General features: G+C 37.1%; 19 protein-coding genes and 1 pseudogene. 16 read left to right on the top strand and 4 right to left on the bottom strand.

The genetic code is table 11. The annotated features are described in order from the left end of the window. Positions 1-79 precede the first annotated feature (79 nt). The 4 genes and pseudogenes from MKX59_RS15750 to MKX59_RS15735 all read left to right on the top strand — a co-directional run. Positions 80-655 (top strand): LysE family translocator, encoded by a 576-nt coding sequence (locus MKX59_RS15750; RefSeq protein WP_023988506.1) that lies wholly within the window; start codon positions 80-82, stop codon positions 653-655. Between the two features lie 24 nt (positions 656-679). Next, positions 680-1,456, top strand: a complete 777-nt coding sequence (locus tag MKX59_RS15745; protein WP_023988507.1) for an AraC family transcriptional regulator — start codon at positions 680-682, stop codon at positions 1,454-1,456. A gap of 15 nt (positions 1,457-1,471) precedes the next feature. Beyond that, the gene (gene panB, locus MKX59_RS15740; protein WP_023988508.1) at positions 1,472-2,323 is read left to right on the top strand and encodes a 3-methyl-2-oxobutanoate hydroxymethyltransferase; all 852 of its coding nucleotides are present in this window, start codon (positions 1,472-1,474) and stop codon (positions 2,321-2,323) included. Continuing rightward, a pseudogene (locus MKX59_RS15735) lies at positions 2,304-2,393 on the top strand (alpha/beta hydrolase); the annotation flags it as partial. The gene panB and the pseudogene MKX59_RS15735, both read left to right, overlap by 20 nt. A 160-nt stretch (positions 2,394-2,553) precedes the next feature. On the opposite strand, the gene MKX59_RS15730 reads toward MKX59_RS15735, so the two are convergent. Continuing rightward, the gene (locus tag MKX59_RS15730) at positions 2,554-3,375 is read right to left on the bottom strand and encodes an NAD(P)H-binding protein (protein ID WP_068938737.1); all 822 of its coding nucleotides are present in this window, start codon (positions 3,373-3,375) and stop codon (positions 2,554-2,556) included. Positions 3,376-3,506: 131 nt separating this feature from the next. Between MKX59_RS15730 and MKX59_RS15725 the strand changes: the two genes are divergently transcribed. The 7 genes from MKX59_RS15725 (at position 3,507) to MKX59_RS15695 (ending at position 8,869) form a co-directional block, all read left to right on the top strand. Further along, entirely contained in the window at positions 3,507-4,331 is an 825-nt protein-coding gene (locus MKX59_RS15725; protein ID WP_068938738.1) for a MerR family transcriptional regulator, read from the top strand. A gap of 262 nt (positions 4,332-4,593) precedes the next feature. Then, positions 4,594-5,046, top strand: coding sequence for a MarR family winged helix-turn-helix transcriptional regulator (locus MKX59_RS15720; protein WP_068938743.1), 453 nt, complete (start codon positions 4,594-4,596; stop codon positions 5,044-5,046). A gap of 11 nt (positions 5,047-5,057) precedes the next feature. Then, the gene (locus tag MKX59_RS15715; RefSeq protein WP_023988513.1) at positions 5,058-6,179 is read left to right on the top strand and encodes an alpha/beta hydrolase; all 1,122 of its coding nucleotides are present in this window, start codon (positions 5,058-5,060) and stop codon (positions 6,177-6,179) included. 500 nt (positions 6,180-6,679) lie between these two features. Further along, positions 6,680-6,958: a DUF6809 family protein gene (locus MKX59_RS15710; RefSeq protein ID WP_023988514.1), complete on the top strand. Its 279-nt coding sequence runs from the start codon at positions 6,680-6,682 to the stop codon at positions 6,956-6,958. A gap of 338 nt (positions 6,959-7,296) precedes the next feature. Beyond that, the gene (locus tag MKX59_RS15705; protein ID WP_069080128.1) at positions 7,297-8,007 is read left to right on the top strand and encodes a WXG100 family type VII secretion target; all 711 of its coding nucleotides are present in this window, start codon (positions 7,297-7,299) and stop codon (positions 8,005-8,007) included. Beyond that, the gene (locus MKX59_RS15700; protein WP_254349166.1) at positions 7,991-8,515 is read left to right on the top strand and encodes a hypothetical protein; all 525 of its coding nucleotides are present in this window, start codon (positions 7,991-7,993) and stop codon (positions 8,513-8,515) included. The genes MKX59_RS15705 and MKX59_RS15700 overlap by 17 nt, the downstream gene beginning before the upstream one ends. Positions 8,516-8,536: 21 nt before the next feature. Next, positions 8,537-8,869, top strand: coding sequence for a hypothetical protein (locus MKX59_RS15695; RefSeq protein WP_049828402.1), 333 nt, complete (start codon positions 8,537-8,539; stop codon positions 8,867-8,869). A 784-nt stretch (positions 8,870-9,653) separates the two neighbouring features. Here the strand turns inward: MKX59_RS15695 and MKX59_RS15690 are convergent. Further along, entirely contained in the window at positions 9,654-10,400 is a 747-nt protein-coding gene (locus tag MKX59_RS15690; protein ID WP_023988515.1) for a class I SAM-dependent DNA methyltransferase, read from the bottom strand. Between the two features lie 413 nt (positions 10,401-10,813). Next, positions 10,814-11,926: an alpha/beta fold hydrolase gene (locus MKX59_RS15685; protein ID WP_340858522.1), complete on the bottom strand. Its 1,113-nt coding sequence runs from the start codon at positions 11,924-11,926 to the stop codon at positions 10,814-10,816. Between the two features lie 178 nt (positions 11,927-12,104). On the opposite strand from MKX59_RS15685, the gene MKX59_RS15680 reads away from it, so the two are divergent. The 4 genes from MKX59_RS15680 to MKX59_RS15665 all read left to right on the top strand — a co-directional run bounded on the left by MKX59_RS15680 (position 12,105) and on the right by MKX59_RS15665 (position 15,969). After that, a complete protein-coding gene (locus tag MKX59_RS15680; protein ID WP_340859004.1) occupies positions 12,105-12,269 on the top strand; it encodes a TetR/AcrR family transcriptional regulator in 165 nt (54 codons plus the stop codon). A gap of 146 nt (positions 12,270-12,415) precedes the next feature. Then, on the top strand, positions 12,416-14,056 hold the full coding sequence (locus MKX59_RS15675; RefSeq protein WP_340858521.1) for a helix-turn-helix domain-containing protein: 1,641 nt from the start codon (positions 12,416-12,418) through the stop codon (positions 14,054-14,056). A 128-nt stretch (positions 14,057-14,184) separates the two neighbouring features. Next, on the top strand, positions 14,185-15,156 hold the full coding sequence (locus tag MKX59_RS15670) for an ABC transporter substrate-binding protein (RefSeq protein ID WP_023988518.1): 972 nt from the start codon (positions 14,185-14,187) through the stop codon (positions 15,154-15,156). A 24-nt stretch (positions 15,157-15,180) separates the two neighbouring features. Beyond that, complete coding sequence (locus MKX59_RS15665) at positions 15,181-15,969, top strand: hypothetical protein (protein WP_340858520.1); 789 nt, start codon at positions 15,181-15,183, stop codon at positions 15,967-15,969. 95 nt (positions 15,970-16,064) lie between these two features. Here the strand turns inward: MKX59_RS15665 and MKX59_RS15660 are convergent, their stop codons facing one another. Further along, a complete protein-coding gene (locus tag MKX59_RS15660) occupies positions 16,065-16,289 on the bottom strand; it encodes a hypothetical protein (protein WP_028541348.1) in 225 nt (74 codons plus the stop codon). A gap of 146 nt (positions 16,290-16,435) precedes the next feature. Here MKX59_RS15660 and MKX59_RS15655 point away from each other — a divergent pair, with 146 nt between their 5' ends. Beyond that, positions 16,436-17,011, top strand: coding sequence for a TetR/AcrR family transcriptional regulator (locus tag MKX59_RS15655; RefSeq protein ID WP_068939468.1), 576 nt, complete (start codon positions 16,436-16,438; stop codon positions 17,009-17,011). Positions 17,012-17,128 lie beyond the last annotated feature (117 nt).

Raw genomic sequence — 17,128 nt, 5'->3', positions numbered from 1 at the left:
AATACCTGCAATAATATACTATATGCCATTTATCTTAAGATGTATTATTTCATGAGAATACGTTAAAGGAGTTTTCCTCATGAATATTACATCTGTTTTAATTTACTGTTTTATTGCCACTTTTACACCAGGTCCAACTAATATCGTTATACTATCTACAGTCCATAATTTTGGGGCAAAAAAAGCAATGAAATATACGTATGGAGCAACTCTAGCTTTTGGTTTATTACTTGTTATTTCTGCTATTTTGAATACGATGCTTATAACGATCATACCGAAAATTTTAATTGTTATGCAGATAATCGGAAGCTGTTATATGTTCTATCTCGCCTATCAAGTTTACAAAATGGATACATCCAATCCAACCGTCAACCAATCAGCTACCTTTATGTCAGGCTTTCTTATGCAGTTTCTAAATCCAAAGGTAGTACTATTTACAATGACTGTAATTCCTAGTTTTATTATGCCCCACTATATCGCAATACCTGCGGTGACGATAAGTATTGTCGCTATAACGCTTATTGGTTTTTTAGCATTTGTGACATGGGTTCTTTTCGGTGCAATCTTCAAGGAGTTTTTACAGAAGCATAAAAAGACTGTTAATATAATGATGGCCTTGTTTTTAGCCTATGCGGCCATAATGATATGGATGTAGGTAAGCTTGTTAGGGGTGATTGAATTGGACAAATTTATCTATAAGAAATCAGCAGGTATTACTGCGCTATCAGCAAGTCTTTCTGAATTTAAGTATAAGAAGCACTCTCACATGGAATATGCAATAGGCGTAACATTGCGTGGAATTCAAGAGTATACCTTGGATGGCAGCTTACAGTTATCCTATCAAAATGGTGTGATGCTTTTTAATCCAGAACAGGCGCATGACGGAATGGCACATAATAAGGTGGGGCTTGATTATGTCATGCTATATATTGAGCCACAATTGCTTTTAGAGATTATTGAGCACAAGGATATCGTACGGTTTTCAACGCCAATTGTGTATGACTATAGCCTTGAACAAAAAATATTAAGTCTTTCTAAGGCTATCTTAAGCGAAAAAGATGAGGCTTTGTGTAGCGAATTACTTTTATCCTTGACGGATAGCCTTTTTCAAACCAATCTTTCTACAGACAATAAGAAAGAGAACGTTTTAATTCGAATAGCGAAGGATATGATTCATACCAACTTAGAACATGTACTTAAACTTGACGAGATATGTAAAGAGCTTAATTTATCGAAATTTCAGTTTATCCGATTATTCAATGCTCATACTGGAATTTCACCATACCAATACTTTCTTAACTGCAAGATCGAACGTGCAAAGCAGTTAATAGAAAAAAATAGAGATATTTATTCAGCAGTAGCAGAATGTGGTTTTGTTGATTTAACCCATTTAAATAAACACTTTAAAAGTGTATATGGAACAACAGCATTTGAATATATGTCACATTTAAATTGAGGAGGAGGGAATACGTTGAAACAAACTACAGATTTGCTGAAAATGAAGCAAAACAATGAAAAGATTGTCATGTTAACAGCCTATGACTATCCTTCTGCAAAGCTTGCAGAACAAGGGGGCGTTGACGTCATATTGGTTGGTGATTCGCTTGGAATGGTTGTTCTGGGTTACGATTCAACAATTCCAGTTACAATCGAAGACATGATTCACCACACGAAAGCTGTTAAACGAGGAGCGAAGGATACATTTATCATTACGGATATGCCGTTTTTAACCTATCATTTGTCTGTTAGAGATACATTAATCAATGCTGGGGAATTAGTTCAAGATGCCGGTGCCCATGCGGTGAAGCTGGAAGGTGCCGATGAAGTCGTCGAACATATCGCCGCCCTGACAAGAGCAGGAATTCCTGTCTGCTCCCACCTGGGACTGACTCCGCAAACTGTTGGAGTTTTAGGCGGATATAAGGTGCAGGGAAAAGATGCATTAGCCGCTAAAAAATTGCTGGAAGATGCTAAGAAATGTGAAGCGGCTGGAGCATTTGCTCTTCTTTTGGAATGTGTTCCAAGACAACTTGCAGAAGAAGTAACCAAAGCCCTTTCGATTCCGGTGATTGGAATTGGTGCTGGATTGGATGTGGATGCCCAGGTTCTCGTATATCATGATATTTTAGGCTATGGTGTTGAACGTGTTCCTAAGTTTGTAAAACAATACCATTCGCTGAATCCGTTTATATTGGAGTCCATTCAAGCTTATACTGCTGATGTGAAGAATAAACGGTTTCCTGAAGAAAAACATACTTTTACGATGAAGGAAGAGGAACTGAAAGTACTTTATGGAGGTAAGGCTGGTGATTCACGGTACTGAAGATGCGATTATCCCTTATGAACATGGAAAAAATTTGGCTAACGAAATTACAGGTGCGGTTTTACTGAGTTCAATAAAACAGCGGCAGTCTAGGACTTTATTTTTCCGTCCATGGCTGCCGCTGTTTCTATTACTTGGATCATCAGTCTAATGTAGTATCGTTTTACTCTTTGCCATTCCTCGTTCAGCTAACGTTTTCCGTTAGGTAATTAGTAAAAGAAAATAAGGGGTTATACAAAATAATGCTTGTTTTCATTAACCCATTGAGTAAATGTTCTGGCTGGCTTGCCTGTAACTTGTTCTACTGTCGGTAGAACGGTATAGGCTCCTTTAGGAGGGTTTTTCCCAATCCCTATAATAAAGTATTCAATAAATTCATTGTCATAGCCTTTGCTTTTCCAATCTTGTTTTACTTGTTCTTCTGTAATTTCAACAAGATCAATGTATTTATCTATAACTACAGAAATTTGTTTAATCATACTTTTTGGAGACAATGCTTCTGGTCCTGTCAAATCATATGTCCGCTTATCATGGCCTTCTTCTGTTAGTGCCTTTACTGCGACATCAGCGATATCAGCTTCATGAATTCTAGCGCTTAAACTATCGGGGAAAGCCGTACGAATAAGTCCTTCTTTTTGGATTGATTCTGTCCAACCACTGTAAAGTGCATTTTTCATAAATTCCACTGGCTTTAGTAAAGTCCATTCCATTCCGCTATTTTTAATAACGTCCTCAATTGGGTTCCCTTCAAAATCTAACAGGGCTACAATTCTTGCAACATTAGCTTGTTTTGCCATCTGAATAATTCTTTTGTTTTTTATAAATTTTTCGTCCGTTTGTTCACTCTGAGTGATCAGAAACAAGCTATCTATAGTATGGAGATGTGCTTTTATAGTTTCGGGAATATCAAGATCCCCTAGAACTACTTGTGCTCCTTTAGGTAAGTTGCTTTCCTTCCTTGACAATGCCTTTACTTCTATATCTTTTGCAACTAGTTGTTCAACAATATGACTCCCCACACTTCCTGTTGCTCCTGTAACTAGAACTTTCATTCCTTATATCCTCCCAAGATTAATTATTTAGGTATTACTTTCGATTAGATACTCCTCATGGTCTACTGCTATTTGAAGGTTACTTGGTTATAATAAAGTGTGGTGTAACACCATAGTCAAGGAGGGAATTCATGGAGAATAATGTTCACACTCATTTAACGTCAGGACAATTTGCAAAAGTGATGGGTATTAGCAAGGATACTTTATTTCACTATGATCGACTTGGAATTCTTTCTCCTGAATTTAAAGCTGAAAATGGGTATAGATATTATTCAATTAATCAAATGGATGTTTTTAAAGTGATCTCAATACTTAAAGAATTAGAAATGCCATTAAAAGAGATAAAAGAGTATTTAAATAAAAGGTCACCTCAGGAGCTCATTGTCCTACTTGAGAAAGAAGAGGCAATGCTGAATTCTAAAATTAAACAACTGCAAAAAATGAAAAATATAATATCAGAGAAGAAACGAATTACCCAAGCAGCAACTGAGATCGTTACAACTGATATTATTATTGAGGAAAAAAAGGAGGAGTTTTTGGTAGTAACAGAGGCTGATCCTTACACAAATGATAAAAGCATTTACGATTCTATGATAAAACACGAAAAGTACTTGAACATTTATAGTATTGATGCTTCCCATACAGTAGGCTGGATGAGAGATACTAAAAGAGTCTTAACAAATGAAACATTCAATTATGATTATCTTTTTACTAGAGTTAGTAAAAAATCAAATTATTCAAATTTCAAGCGAGAAAAAGGAACATATTTAATCGCGTACCATACAGAGGGATACTCAAGCGTATGTGACACTTATGATCGAATAATAAGTTATGCTAAAGATAAGAGCATAGAATTACAGGGATTTTTTTATGAGGATGTTTTGTTAGATGATCTTTCAGTTAGAGGTTATGAAGAGTATTTAATTGAGATCTCTGTTCAAATTTTAAAGATGTAGATTAGAAAACAAAGAAGACCCATCAAGGTAAATCAAACTTTCCTGCTGGTTAAACATCCATGCATCCCAATAAAACATTTTCCTCGCTGTAGTGAATGCCTAATGTCTGTTGAGCCGTACTTACTACTATTAATTGGGGTGATCTACAGATCGCAAGAGATAATGAATGCAAACATTCAAAAAATACAGGTTGAAAATAGTACCATATCGAACTATAATATTAGTACGATATGGTACTTTTTTTGAGAAAATGGAGGTGCACATGGGAATTATAAAAGGAAGATCTGTTTTTTTATCAGCATCCATAGATGCATTGCTGGCTAGAATAGTTTCAAGAAAACACAGGGAATCTGAGGTTGATACTTTAACAGCAACTCAAGCAAGGATTTTGTTTTATCTTTGGACGAAAGACGAAATACCTATACATGAAATCTCAAGGGTTACCAATCTTCAAAAGTCAACTTTAACGAGTATATTAGCTAAGTTGGGAAAAGCAGGACATATCAGTTTTATGCCTTGCCAAACAGACAAACGGAAAACAATAGTTAAAGTAGTGAACAGAAATGAAAAATTAGTGGAATTGAACAAAAAGATTATTGATGAAGTCGGAGAGATTTTTTACAAGGGATTTAGCGAGGAAGAAATAGCATTGTATCAAAGTTTCTTAATAAGAACTTTAGATAACCTGATAGAATGCGAGAATGAAAAAAAGTGAGGAGAGAGAGTATGAATAAAAAACTAAGAATGGTATCCTTCGTACTTTTAGCAACATTGGCTTTTGCCACACAAAAGGAAAGTTTCGTAGCTGCTGAAAGTCCTCCTACAGATGTGATTAGTATGGCTCCTACCTATAAAGATGTGGTGTATGCAACCGTAACTAATGACGATGGAAAGAAAAAAGAGTTAAAAATGAACATCTTTAAGCCGGAGGGTGTAACCGAAGCAACTCCTGTCTTGGTATATATTCATGGTGGAGGATGGGCTATAGGGGACTATCAGGGCGATGATGCGCCTAAAGATGCAAAGAAGGAAACAGCCGCGCCACCAAATCGACCAGCACAAATGACAGGTAGAGCTACAGATCAAGTGGCTACAGATTCAGCATATCAAGTTTTCAAAAAAGTATTAGAAGATAAAATTGCTTTCGTTTCCATAGATTATCGGCTAAGTGGCGAAGCTATTTTTCCGGCTCCCATTTATGATGTTAAGGGCAGTATCAGATATCTGCGTGCACATGCCAAGGAATACGGTATTGATCCAGAAAAAATTGCAGTAGCAGGAAATTCTGCAGGTGGACATCTGGCTACCGAACTCGCTGTTACTAGTGATATAAAAGAGCTTGAAGGTGATGTTGGGGGCAATCTTGAGTATTCAAGCAAAGTAATGGCTGCAGTTGATTTTTACGGTCCAACAGATATGTTTACCATGGGCCCTGAGATGGACCCAACCCTGCAATCTCCTGAGGAGGCAGCCGAAACACATGACTCTCCACGAGCAGCTGAAGCCAAACTTCTTGGATTTGATAAAGAAGGACAAGGTGTGGCAGTCCTGAGAGATATTCGGGATAAAAAACAAACCAATTCTCCTTATTGGGAAAAAGTAAAGTTGGCAGAATTGGCAAGTCCTATAAATTATGTATCTTCAGATGATCCACCCATGTTTATTGCACATGGAGGAAGTGACAGTTTAGTATCTATTCAACAAAGTTTGAGACTTAGAGATACTCTTAACCATGCAGGAGTAGAAAATATTTTTATGTCTAACTCTAAAGCTCCCCACGGTGGCCAGGGTGAAGATGTCAATAATGCAGCTATAACCTGGGTAACAAAAAAATTGCTTAATAAGTGAGAAATTTTGAATATTTATGTTATTTTATTAAAAAAAGGGATCTCCATTTATGGAGGTTCCTTATTCTTTAAAGCCTACTTTAGATGAATTAGATTGGCTCTTTTAACCGTTTCATTGCAGATTAAGTCGTTAGGCTATGAGTTAGATTAATTAATGTACTACCCATTGGATATCAAGATGAAATGTTTCTTGAACGGAAGATGCCGATCGAACAATAGGATCAGACAATTTTGTAGCGGAAAATGCTCATATGTGAGATGGCTTGATGATTTTAGGAACTCTATCCTAAGGGGTAGGGCTTCTTTTGGTTTGTTCTATTTAATAAATAGTCTGTGCTTGTTTGGTGGAAATTTGCCAATAGTCCTTCAATTATTCCTAGTGAAATATACGCTAAAATTCAATATTGATATTTCCAATAGGATATTCTTATTTTTGGGGAACAAAACGCATCTACGGATCCGAAATTTACGCAAAGTCTGTATCAAGAAGGAGAAGATGAAATGAGTATCTTGGAGGATTTATATTACGGCAAATGGTATCCAAGTGAACGAATCAAACCGAAGAACCCTGAACTTGAACTAACCCATCAGAAAATATCCGCTTCTATGGAAACTCTAAAAGCAAGATTGCCAGAACAAGATTATAAGTTAATTGAAGAACTATCTGATTTAAATGATGTCCTAATTTCTATATTATCTGCCTCGGATTATATTTCTGGGTACAAAACGGGAGTTTTGATGATGTTAGAAATATTTGATGGGAAAAATTATCGAAACTAAGGTATACCTTTGTAAAGTAAAGGGAAAGAAAACTTATACAGAATAGAGTTAAAAGGCAAGGGCCGGACGCTATAGCGTACCGGCTTATTTAATATGAGATGGCTGTTAATCTTATGATCATATAACTGAAATAAGATATATTTTCACGATTATTCAGAAGAAGATGAGGCATTAAAAAGGTACTTATTTATAATGAAGGGGGAGCTGAATTTAATAAATATAAGTCAGAGGTCATAGGGATTAAGTCTTCTAATTCATATAACAATTAGTAATAAAGATGGTTTTCCATAAATTTGAATAATGTTATTATGTCTTAATGAACTCAACCGAGGTAAATTATGACAACAATTAAAGTGACACCTGAACAACTTATAACTGTCTCTAAGAAATTTGAGCTTGCGCAGCAAACGGCGATGCAAATGAATAGTCAGTTATCGCAGCAAATTTCGTTTATGGAACGATTTTGGGAGGGGATAACAAAGGAGCAATTCTATTATAGATTCCAAACATCTCAGAAGAATATGGCTGACTTTGTTACACTAACAGATTCGATTGCTAGAGAACTACGGCAGCATGCAAATAAGTTTAGATTAGCAGATATGATGGAGGATGGGAATCTAGACCCAGGTTGCTTGCCACCTCCACCGAATACTTGCGCAGTTCCTGTTGCAGATACACGAAATGCGCTTCAGAAATCGGCGGATAGCTTAACGGAGCTTGGGCAGGATTTTGTAGCAGCTAATTCAGAACGATATGAGAAAAAATTTGATTCAGTCTGGAGCTTCCTAGATTATATGTCGTACGGCATTCCGAAGGGAATGTATCAAGGGTACATGGAACGGGCAGCTAAACAAAACGATTCATGGAATGACATGCTCAATTTCGGTACATTTGGAGTATCGGGCATGATTCAGGGAGCATTTAATCCCACAAATGCATGGTCAAAAGAACATATGGCAAATTTGATTGGTACAGCTGGTTTGATGATAGGTTCTACGACAACTAAAGCGCTGATTAAGCCCAAGAAATATTTTGGAGGGATCTGTTAAGTATGAAGGTGCTAAAAGTACAAATATTTTAAAAGAAAGCGAACAGCACCCTGCTTTTGTAAGAGGGCTAAATACAGATATTGATGATATATTCAGAAAGAATCCTGATGATCCTTTAAAAGAAGTTATTGGATCTGGAAGAGAGTCACATCCACAAGAATGGAATAAAATTATTGATGAGTTACATTCAGAGGGAGTAGAAGTAATATATAAAGGTAACACAATGGCATATTCTCCTAGCAAGGGAGGGCCTGGCCAACTAATAATAGATGAAGATGCTTCTATAGGAGCGTTAATTCATGAGTATACTCATTATCTAGATGATTCAAAACAAGGATTTCCAGGAATGAGTTACCATTTTCAAACAATAAATCGTGTGAAGATGGAATTAAATGCATATATGAGAGAAATAAAAATTGCCGAAGATATGGGACGTAATGATATTGCAAATATGCTGTTTGAAAATTATATTCAAGAAAGAAGATTACTGACCAGTCACTTGAAATAAAAATAATTCAGGAGGAACAAAATGAATATAGTAAAAAAAATAGAAGAAGGAAAATGTTCAATACAAGAGTTAGAAAATTTGCTGGAAGAAAAGAACCCCATAGTTTTATATCATGCATTGACACATATCGGAAAAGAAGGCCTCCGTACAGAGGAAATTATAAAAAAGTTAAGTGAATTGTCTTCAAAAAGGGAACCTCAAGATAAGATGATAGGTCATTATAAAGTAGGAGACTTAGCAATAGCTACTATGATAAAACTTGGAGAAAAAGAAGATGAGATAACTGGGTTTAAGATATTAGATGAATTTGAAAAAAAGATGGTTTTCCGTTTATTTGAAGAAATCGAATGGTAATGCCTCCTGTTCGTTTGAATGAATGCACTTAATTCAAAACTTATTTCATCTCGAACTATGAGGAGAAATAAGTTTTTTTCATATCTAATGGAGGTGAACCAAATGAATAGAATACTTATTCAAGCTGTAGAGCGTTTGTATTCAATTCATTTTGAAAGTTTAGTCAAGTCCAAAATTCGCCGAAAACGTCGCTCTAGGAGAAACTACTTAGCTGCTGAGTGTGTAGAGTAAAAGCCTAACCAAAAATGGGTAACGGATATTACGCAATATCGAGTGGGCGAACGCTGGTGGTATCTTTCTGCGATAAGGACTTGCCAAAGCTTTTGCAAGGCAAAAGGCGTGACCGGGCTGATCGTTCATAACGACTAGTTTAAAAATGGGTGAGAGGTGTTTTTACTTGTGGTGGTACTTTAAAAGGAAATTCTTTTGGTCAATCAGATTCTTGGCAGAAAACAATTGAATTTTTTATGAATTAGGGCGTGTCTTCAAACTCAGGCAAGCCAAACCATAATGGTTGCCAAGGCAAAAAAAGACTTGAATGTACACGCCAATTTATCATAGTGAGTCGCCAGACGACGATAAATTCTTTACTTTATTAAAGAAGCATTCCACCAAATAACGTTTTTTTTGTAAACGTCCTGATCATATTTTAGGGTGACTCGGCGATTTTTCTTTCCGGGAATCACTGGAATAGCCTGTTATTCCTTCAAAAACATGCGAATGGCATGTATATCTTACGCGCGGTCGTCAAACACTTGGGATGAACATTCCGGGATTATTCGTTTTAGGCCCCATGTTTTCGACAAACAGTAATGATGGAAGGAGATAAAGGGGTGAACGGTGTTTTATCCCAGTCCGAATATTGATTTTCGATACAAAAGCCGCGGCTCGTTAATAAACGCTGAAGCGTGTCATTATCAGTAAAGCGACATGCAATTCGAGAAATTGTTTTCTCCGATCCCCAATCACGGAACGTGACCCAGTGCATGATCTGGTTACTTGAATCATACGACTGTGTCCCAGATATCTTGACTTTAATTCCATCTTTATCGATAAAATTTCCCCAGATGCTTTCCTCTTGGTTGGATAAATCGGTTCCCAAGGGGTTTCGTGTTTCAAAAACAAATATCCCATTTGATTCTAGGTGCTTGTAGACGGTTTCGAGTAAGGCTCGTTGATCCTCATCGCTCAAAAATGCCTGGAATGCATTTCCTGTCAAATAAATCATGGAAAAACGCTTTTCGGAATCAAATGTACGAGCATCAGCTTCAATAAAATCCACAGGTAAACCTTGAGCTTTAACCCGCGCATATTCAAGCATCGATGAAGAAATATCAACACCTGTTATATGTATCCCCGATTTTGATAAATGAATGGTTGTCAATCCTGTACCACATGCAAGTTCCAGAACCTCGCCTGGGTTCAATCTAGCCATATCAAGATAGAAATTGTATTTATTAGTCTCACCGCCAAATTCAAGATCATAATTAATCGGGTCTCGATACTCTTCAAGATTATCGTGATTTATCAATATGAATCATCCCTTCACTACACTACAGATTCCTTTAAATCATCCTTCATTATACCATCCATTCTCGGTTTTGCGATATATGGAAACCACGTTGATGTTTTATAAAAAAAGGACTGACGCGCCAGCACTTTTAAAACAAAAAAGCCGCTAATTTAGCGGATCTGATGATGAAGGTATAATTATTGTAGGAACAAACAAAGGACTAGATCATTTAACTTACCCAGAAATAAAAAAAATCATAGGGGATAAAATTCTTATTAAATATGCAGATCAAAATGAGACGTAAAAAAGGCGGTTTCCCCTTTTGGGGAAACCATTCGTTATACATAATTCTTTTAAATATTTACTAAATATCCGCATTAACCATACTCTGAATTTTTTATGCGAGAAATTATAGTATTTATATCTCTTTGTTATAGGAACTTCTTCATTTCATTAAATGCTAACTCCCTGTGGCCTGCTTGGCAGTGTTGCTCACCACCCGTTTCTTTAGTAAATACTTTGGTTGTAATGGACGCAGCATTGATTAATTCTTGTTGGATTTGTGCGAGTCGGCTAATAGGTACGTATTGATCATCTTCTCCAGCTAATAAAAGAACATCTTGATTTATGAATGCTCCAATGCCTTGCATCGTGTGCTTTTCGAAATTTTTAATGAGTTCAAAAGGCGTTGCTACACCGGTGTTTTCCATCCCTTTGGTAATTTTCCAATGCAAATCAATATTGTGAGTCATCATCTGTTCGAATAATGAATTCACTTGATCTACTTCATTACGATCGACTAGCTGCACTATGCTCTGGTAAGTCTCTTCTGGCATGCCCATTTTTAAGGCATCTAAACCACAATAGAAAATGTTAAAAGCAACTACTTTATCGATTCTCTTTTCGAAGGCTGCCGCACGCATTGCTAAATATCCTCCCCAAGAAGCACCTACGAGACTAACACGATCTAATTTGAAATAATCAATCACCGTTGATATGGGCTTTTCCCAGTTATGAATGAATTTTAGGCCGTTTTTTAAAGCAGTTCCTTGGCCAGGGCCATCGAATACAATAATATTGTAATCAATTCCCTTCATAAATCTCATCATTTTAAGCATCTCTTCCATGTAAGAATCATACCCACCAAAGACAAGTAATGTCTTCGTAGCTCCAGGTGTCAATAATTTTACAGCAGGAAGATACGAGTCTTCATAGGGAATCTTGTAGGATTCATAATCAAAATCATGAAAGCCTTTATAGAACATTTCTCTATATTTTCGATACATTTTTTCTTTATTGGGGTCTGTGGTTGCAAGATAAAATTCTGCAGCTTGATAGTAGACTGAGGCTAAGTCATAGTCCTTGCTGTCTTCGCGTTTCTTTGCAAAATTGAGCCAAGCTTCATACCAGCTATGGGTGTCGTTTAATTTCGGAATCATTTCTTCCAAGTCAGCTTGTGCTCGATCATCTTCTTGATAATAATCATTGATAAAACGATTAATTTGAAGATTGAACTGTTCGTTATTGACATAGGATTTAAACATATATTGTCCTCCTTCAATTTGGGTATGTGCTTACTATAGAGTATAGTTACTACATAAAAAATAATTAGTATCGCATAATCTGTAAGATATCTTACATGTTATATATGAATTGTTCGAAAACTTACACATGAGGAGCAAGTGGTTAAATGAATGAAGATATCAGAATTTATAAACAAAAATAGCTATTGAGCGAGCTTTAATAGAATTACTCCAACAACATGATTTTAAAGATATTACGATCAAAAAAATCTGTGATCAATCTCTTATCGGACGTTCTACCTTTTATAGTCATTATTTAGATAAGTACGACTTGCTAGAAAAAATAGTTAAACAGTATGCTTGATGTCTATTCAGTGGGTTTTGAAAAATGGCAAAGATGCGAACATCATTTTTCTTTTAGATCAAATGCAAGAATATATTATTAATCAGTTAAAGTCTGACTTGTATCAAGGTTAAATGTTTTAGCTAGTATGAGGGCGGTGAGATTACTTGGTTGATATAGAAAAGAACTTTAAACATAAAGAATATGCACCCCTCGAAGGGATGTGTTTCAAGCTACGAGAAATTGAGCATATCAAGAATCAAGCAAATGATTGGGAGCTAAGACTTCAGTTTATCGAATCCCACATGATTCTTGTTGCGGCAAGCGGTCAAGGCTGGCTAACGATTGATGGGCAATTCATCGAACTTCGACAGGGCAGCGTTTACGTGTGTACGCCAGGAGAACTCATCGAAGCAGCCGCGCACTCCTTTGATGAACGAGGGTTTTATTATCTTCGATTTGATGTTATGGACGATGAGGTATCTTCAGCCCATTCGATGCAGATTATTAAGAAGAACAGCCCGTTTCCGGCTAAAGGGGAAGTTATCGTTACGTCGCCTGTTTCTGTTAATACGTTGTGCGATACCATTAACCAATACTTGCAGGATGAGGATCATTTAAAACGATTTCGCGGGCAAATTCTCTTTCAAGAACTGCTGCATACCATCTTGCAAGATGCCCATCTTGAACAAGGAAACGATTCGGAAACAGCCCTAGACTATATCAAAGGCTATATAGAGCAGCATTACCAGAAAGAACTGACAATCGATCACTTGGCCAAGGTGGGGGGAATGAGTACCCGTCATTTTATGCGATTATTCAAAAAAAGGTATGGCTGCAGCGCGATCGACTATTTGGCAGTGTTCCGAATCGAGCAGGCACAACAGCTGATGAGGTCGGGTGGGCAAAATCGTCTTCGAGATATTGCACGACATGTAGGTTACCATGACGATACTTATTTTCGGCGCAAATTTAAACAGGTATCGGGCCTGCCTCCAGCGGCATTTATGCAGAACAGCAGAAAAAAAATAGTCGCCTACGATTTCCCCAACATTGGACAATTGATTGCGCTTCAAATTAATCCTTTCGCCGCACCAGCCGATCACCCATGGACTGGTTATTACAAGCGAAAGTATCACATGGATGCCGTGCTTCCTCTAAGTTCAAATCAATGGATCAAGAGAGAAGAAATTCGACTTGCTGAACCCGATTTTATTGTTGGTATCGACACTCTGGTATCTCCTGAGGAACAGGAAATGCTGAGGAAAATTGCACCTGCATTTTTTGTACCCTGGGTGAAGAACGATTGGCGTACGCATTTGCGCTTAATTGGGAAATTTCTGGACAAGACCGTAGCAGCCGAGACTTGGCTTGAAAAATATGATCGAAGGGCTCTTTTTGTAAGAGAGCAAGTGAAACATGTATTCAAGGATGATCGTCTCCTCATTCTGAGAATCACCGGTGATCGTTACAATGTTTTGGGCAGTAGAAGCCTAGGCACAGTATTTTACGATGATCTGCATGTTCTGCCTGTGCAAGGCGTCGATCTTTTGAGTCAAAATCAGCAGATAACGCCTGACCAACTAGCGAATTTTGATCCAGATCGTTTATTGCTCATCGTAGACGAGGACATTCAGTCACAATTAAGTTGGCAAACACTCATGAATTCTAAGCTATGGAGTGATTTGAAAGCTGTCAGGAACAGCCGGGTGGACTTCCTTCCCTCATATCCTTGGGTAGAATATACGGCTTTCACTCATGAGCTTATGCTGGATGAAGTTTTAAAGATTTGGCGGGATCGTGCATGAAAAAAAGTCGCTATCGTCAATATTCCGAAATTATAAATTCATCTATACTCCTAATATATGATAATGATAATCAATTTTAATTAGAGGTTGTCATAAATAAATCAAATGATCAGGAGGACCACCGAAGAATGAAGCAACAACGACATATAATCGCAGGTTTAATTATCGTATTGTTCGTCATTGTAAGTACTGCTTGTGGAGCCAATAATGCAGGAAACACAGCTAGCAATTCTGAAAAAGCGAATAAAGGAGCCACTGCTGAGCAGCACGTTATTTCAACTTTAAAAGGGGACCTTAGTATTCCAACGGAGCCCAAAAGGGTCATTGGACTCTCTGTTGTTTACCCAGAGTTGTTATATGCACTTGGCGTTACGCCTGTTGCGGTACAAAACTATCATCCGGATTTCCCATCCTATTTAAAGGAACCGTTTAAAGATACACTGAAGATGGGAATTGCCCAAACTCCTAATTTTGAAGCTATTCTGGCCTCTAAGCCGGATTTAATTATTGCCCCTACGTGGTGGTCCGATAAGGATTATGCTCAGCTTTCCAAAATTGCACCAACGGTGCTTTTACCGCAGCGGGATGATTGGCGTGATGAGTTACGGGATATTGGCAAGGTTCTAGGCAAAGTGGAACAGGCTGAAAAGGTCATTCAGGATTTGCAAACGAAAGAAACTGAAGCGAAGGAGAAACTTCATTCTCTAGTTGGTGACGAGACAGTCATGTACATGATGATTATGGCGAAGGAGATCGTTATTTACGGAGAAAATAGTGATCGGGGAATCTTCATCCATAAGACATTAGGTCTAAAGCCGATTAAAGAATATCCACAGGGTGAGCTAAGTCTATCCATTTCATTGGAAAAAATACCGGAATATAATCCTGACCATATCATTTTGCAGTTAGATGATGACTCCAGTCAAGAAGTTCGGAATAGATATGAGGAAATGCTGAACAGCTCTTTATGGAAAAACATGACAGCCGTGAAAAAAAAACAGGTTCACATGATGGGAGGCAAGGAATGGTTTAGTCTTGGCATGTCTCCATTGGCAGATCTTCATGCTATTAACGATGTCGTTCATGCTTTTGAAAAATAGAGAACAATAATGGGAGTGTATGCTATGGGCACGGTTGATTTTCAACATTTGGAAGAAAAATTTTTCCTTACTTTGAATGAGCTCGATAAAACCGTGCTTACCATCCCTGCATTTGATCTATTAAAAGTTGAAAATATGAATCACTTAATCGACACATACGGCACGCTCATCAAAGCTAAAGAACGTTCAGCAGCAGCAGCTTTTTTTATTAGCTGGTACGCCGGGGTATGCGGTGCGATGCAGCACATGCTGTATCAAGGCAACGTGTTGCTGTTGGATTTATCATTATCTAATTTATCCGTACAATTATATGTAGTTGACGGCTATCCGCTTTTTTCATTTAAAATCAACGAAGTGCGATTTATCCAAATTTCGATAATGGACTGGGATGAGGGGGAGAAGAAATCGCTTGATTCCTTTTACAGGGAACAGGTAACGCCTATAATCCAACTTTTGTCCCAACTGGCCCCCATAAACGCTATTCCATTATGGGGACAAATCGTTAATGCGTTGTATGCTCAAATGGAAGAAGAGTTGGCCGAAGCGTCTGATGAAGAAAGTAGAACCAGGATCATTTCTTTTTTCAAATTGCTCACACACGATGTCGATGCTAGTGCGTTCGGACTCCGTAATAACCCGTTTAATATTAAACCAAATTTCATTGAACACCCAAATATCCCTGATCAAAAAATGTTAGTGAAAACAGCTTGTTGCCTGGCTTATTGCTTGGATCGTGAATTTGGTTACTGTTACGCATGTCCGCGATTAAAAGAAAAGGATCGGGCATTAATGAGAGCGAATGGACGTTGTTGAAAAAACATCTGCTTTGATTGGATAATAACGATTGAAGCTATGGAACTACGATTTTGATGGGCATGTTGCGTACGAACAATATATTTTTACAGTTGTTATATGAATTTCTTCATTTCATTAAATGCTAACTCCCTGTGACCTGCTACCACCTGTTTCTTTAGTAAATACTTTGGTGTAATGGACGCAGCATTGATTAATTCTTGTTGGATTTGTGCGAGTCGGCTAATAGGTACGTATTGATCATCTTCTTGATAATAATCATTGATAAAACGATTAATTTGAAGATTGAATTGTTCATTATTGACATAGGATTTAAACATATATTTTCCTCCTTCAATTTGGGTATGTGCTTACTATAGAGTATAGTTACTACATAAAAAATAATTAGTATCGCATAATCTGTAAGATGTCTTACATGTTATATATGAAGTGTTCGAAAACTTACACATAAGGAGCAAGTGGTTGAATGAATGAAGATATCAGAATTTATAAAACAAAAATAGCTATTGAGCGAGCTTTAATAGAATTACTCCAACAACATGATTTTAAAGATATTACGATCAAAAAAATCTGTGATCAATCTCTTATCGGACGTTCTACCTTTTATAGTCATTATTTGGATAAGTACGACTTGCTAGAAAAAATAGTTAAACAGTATGCTTCTGATTTTAAAGTTGAAATTAAGCAGCGTTTTGATTCCACGGAAGATGGCAAGGTGGCAAACGCCATAGAACTTGTAACCGATAATATGATTAAGAATAAGCTCGAAATTTCAACATTGTTAGCCGTTCATGAAGTGACAGCAGATCTACGTAAGGAATTTGAACAAATTTTGTTTAGGACTTGCTTAGATTATTTAAAGCAACAGAATTCTTCAACTTCGATCGCATTAGAGTATTTAGCAGAACTATATGCTGCTAACTCAATGATGTCTATTCAGTGGGTCTTGAAAAATGGCAAAGATGCTAACATCATTCTTCTTTTAGATCAAATGCAAGAATATATTTTTAATCAGTTAAAGTCTGATCTATATACAAGTTAGCACACGGGGAGTATGGGTTGCAGGAATAAACAATGAAGATCTATTTTGTGAAATGCAAAATAACACTTTGTTAAAGTTCAATCACGAATTAACAAAGTGTTATTTTAAATAATCTTC

The sequence above is a fragment of the Paenibacillus sp. FSL R7-0340 genome (assembly GCF_038002205.1).
Lineage (GTDB): Bacteria > Bacillota > Bacilli > Paenibacillales > Paenibacillaceae > Paenibacillus > Paenibacillus polymyxa_B.
The sequence above is the reverse complement of the archived record's forward strand: the minus strand, read 5'-3'. Positions and strand labels throughout refer to the sequence as shown.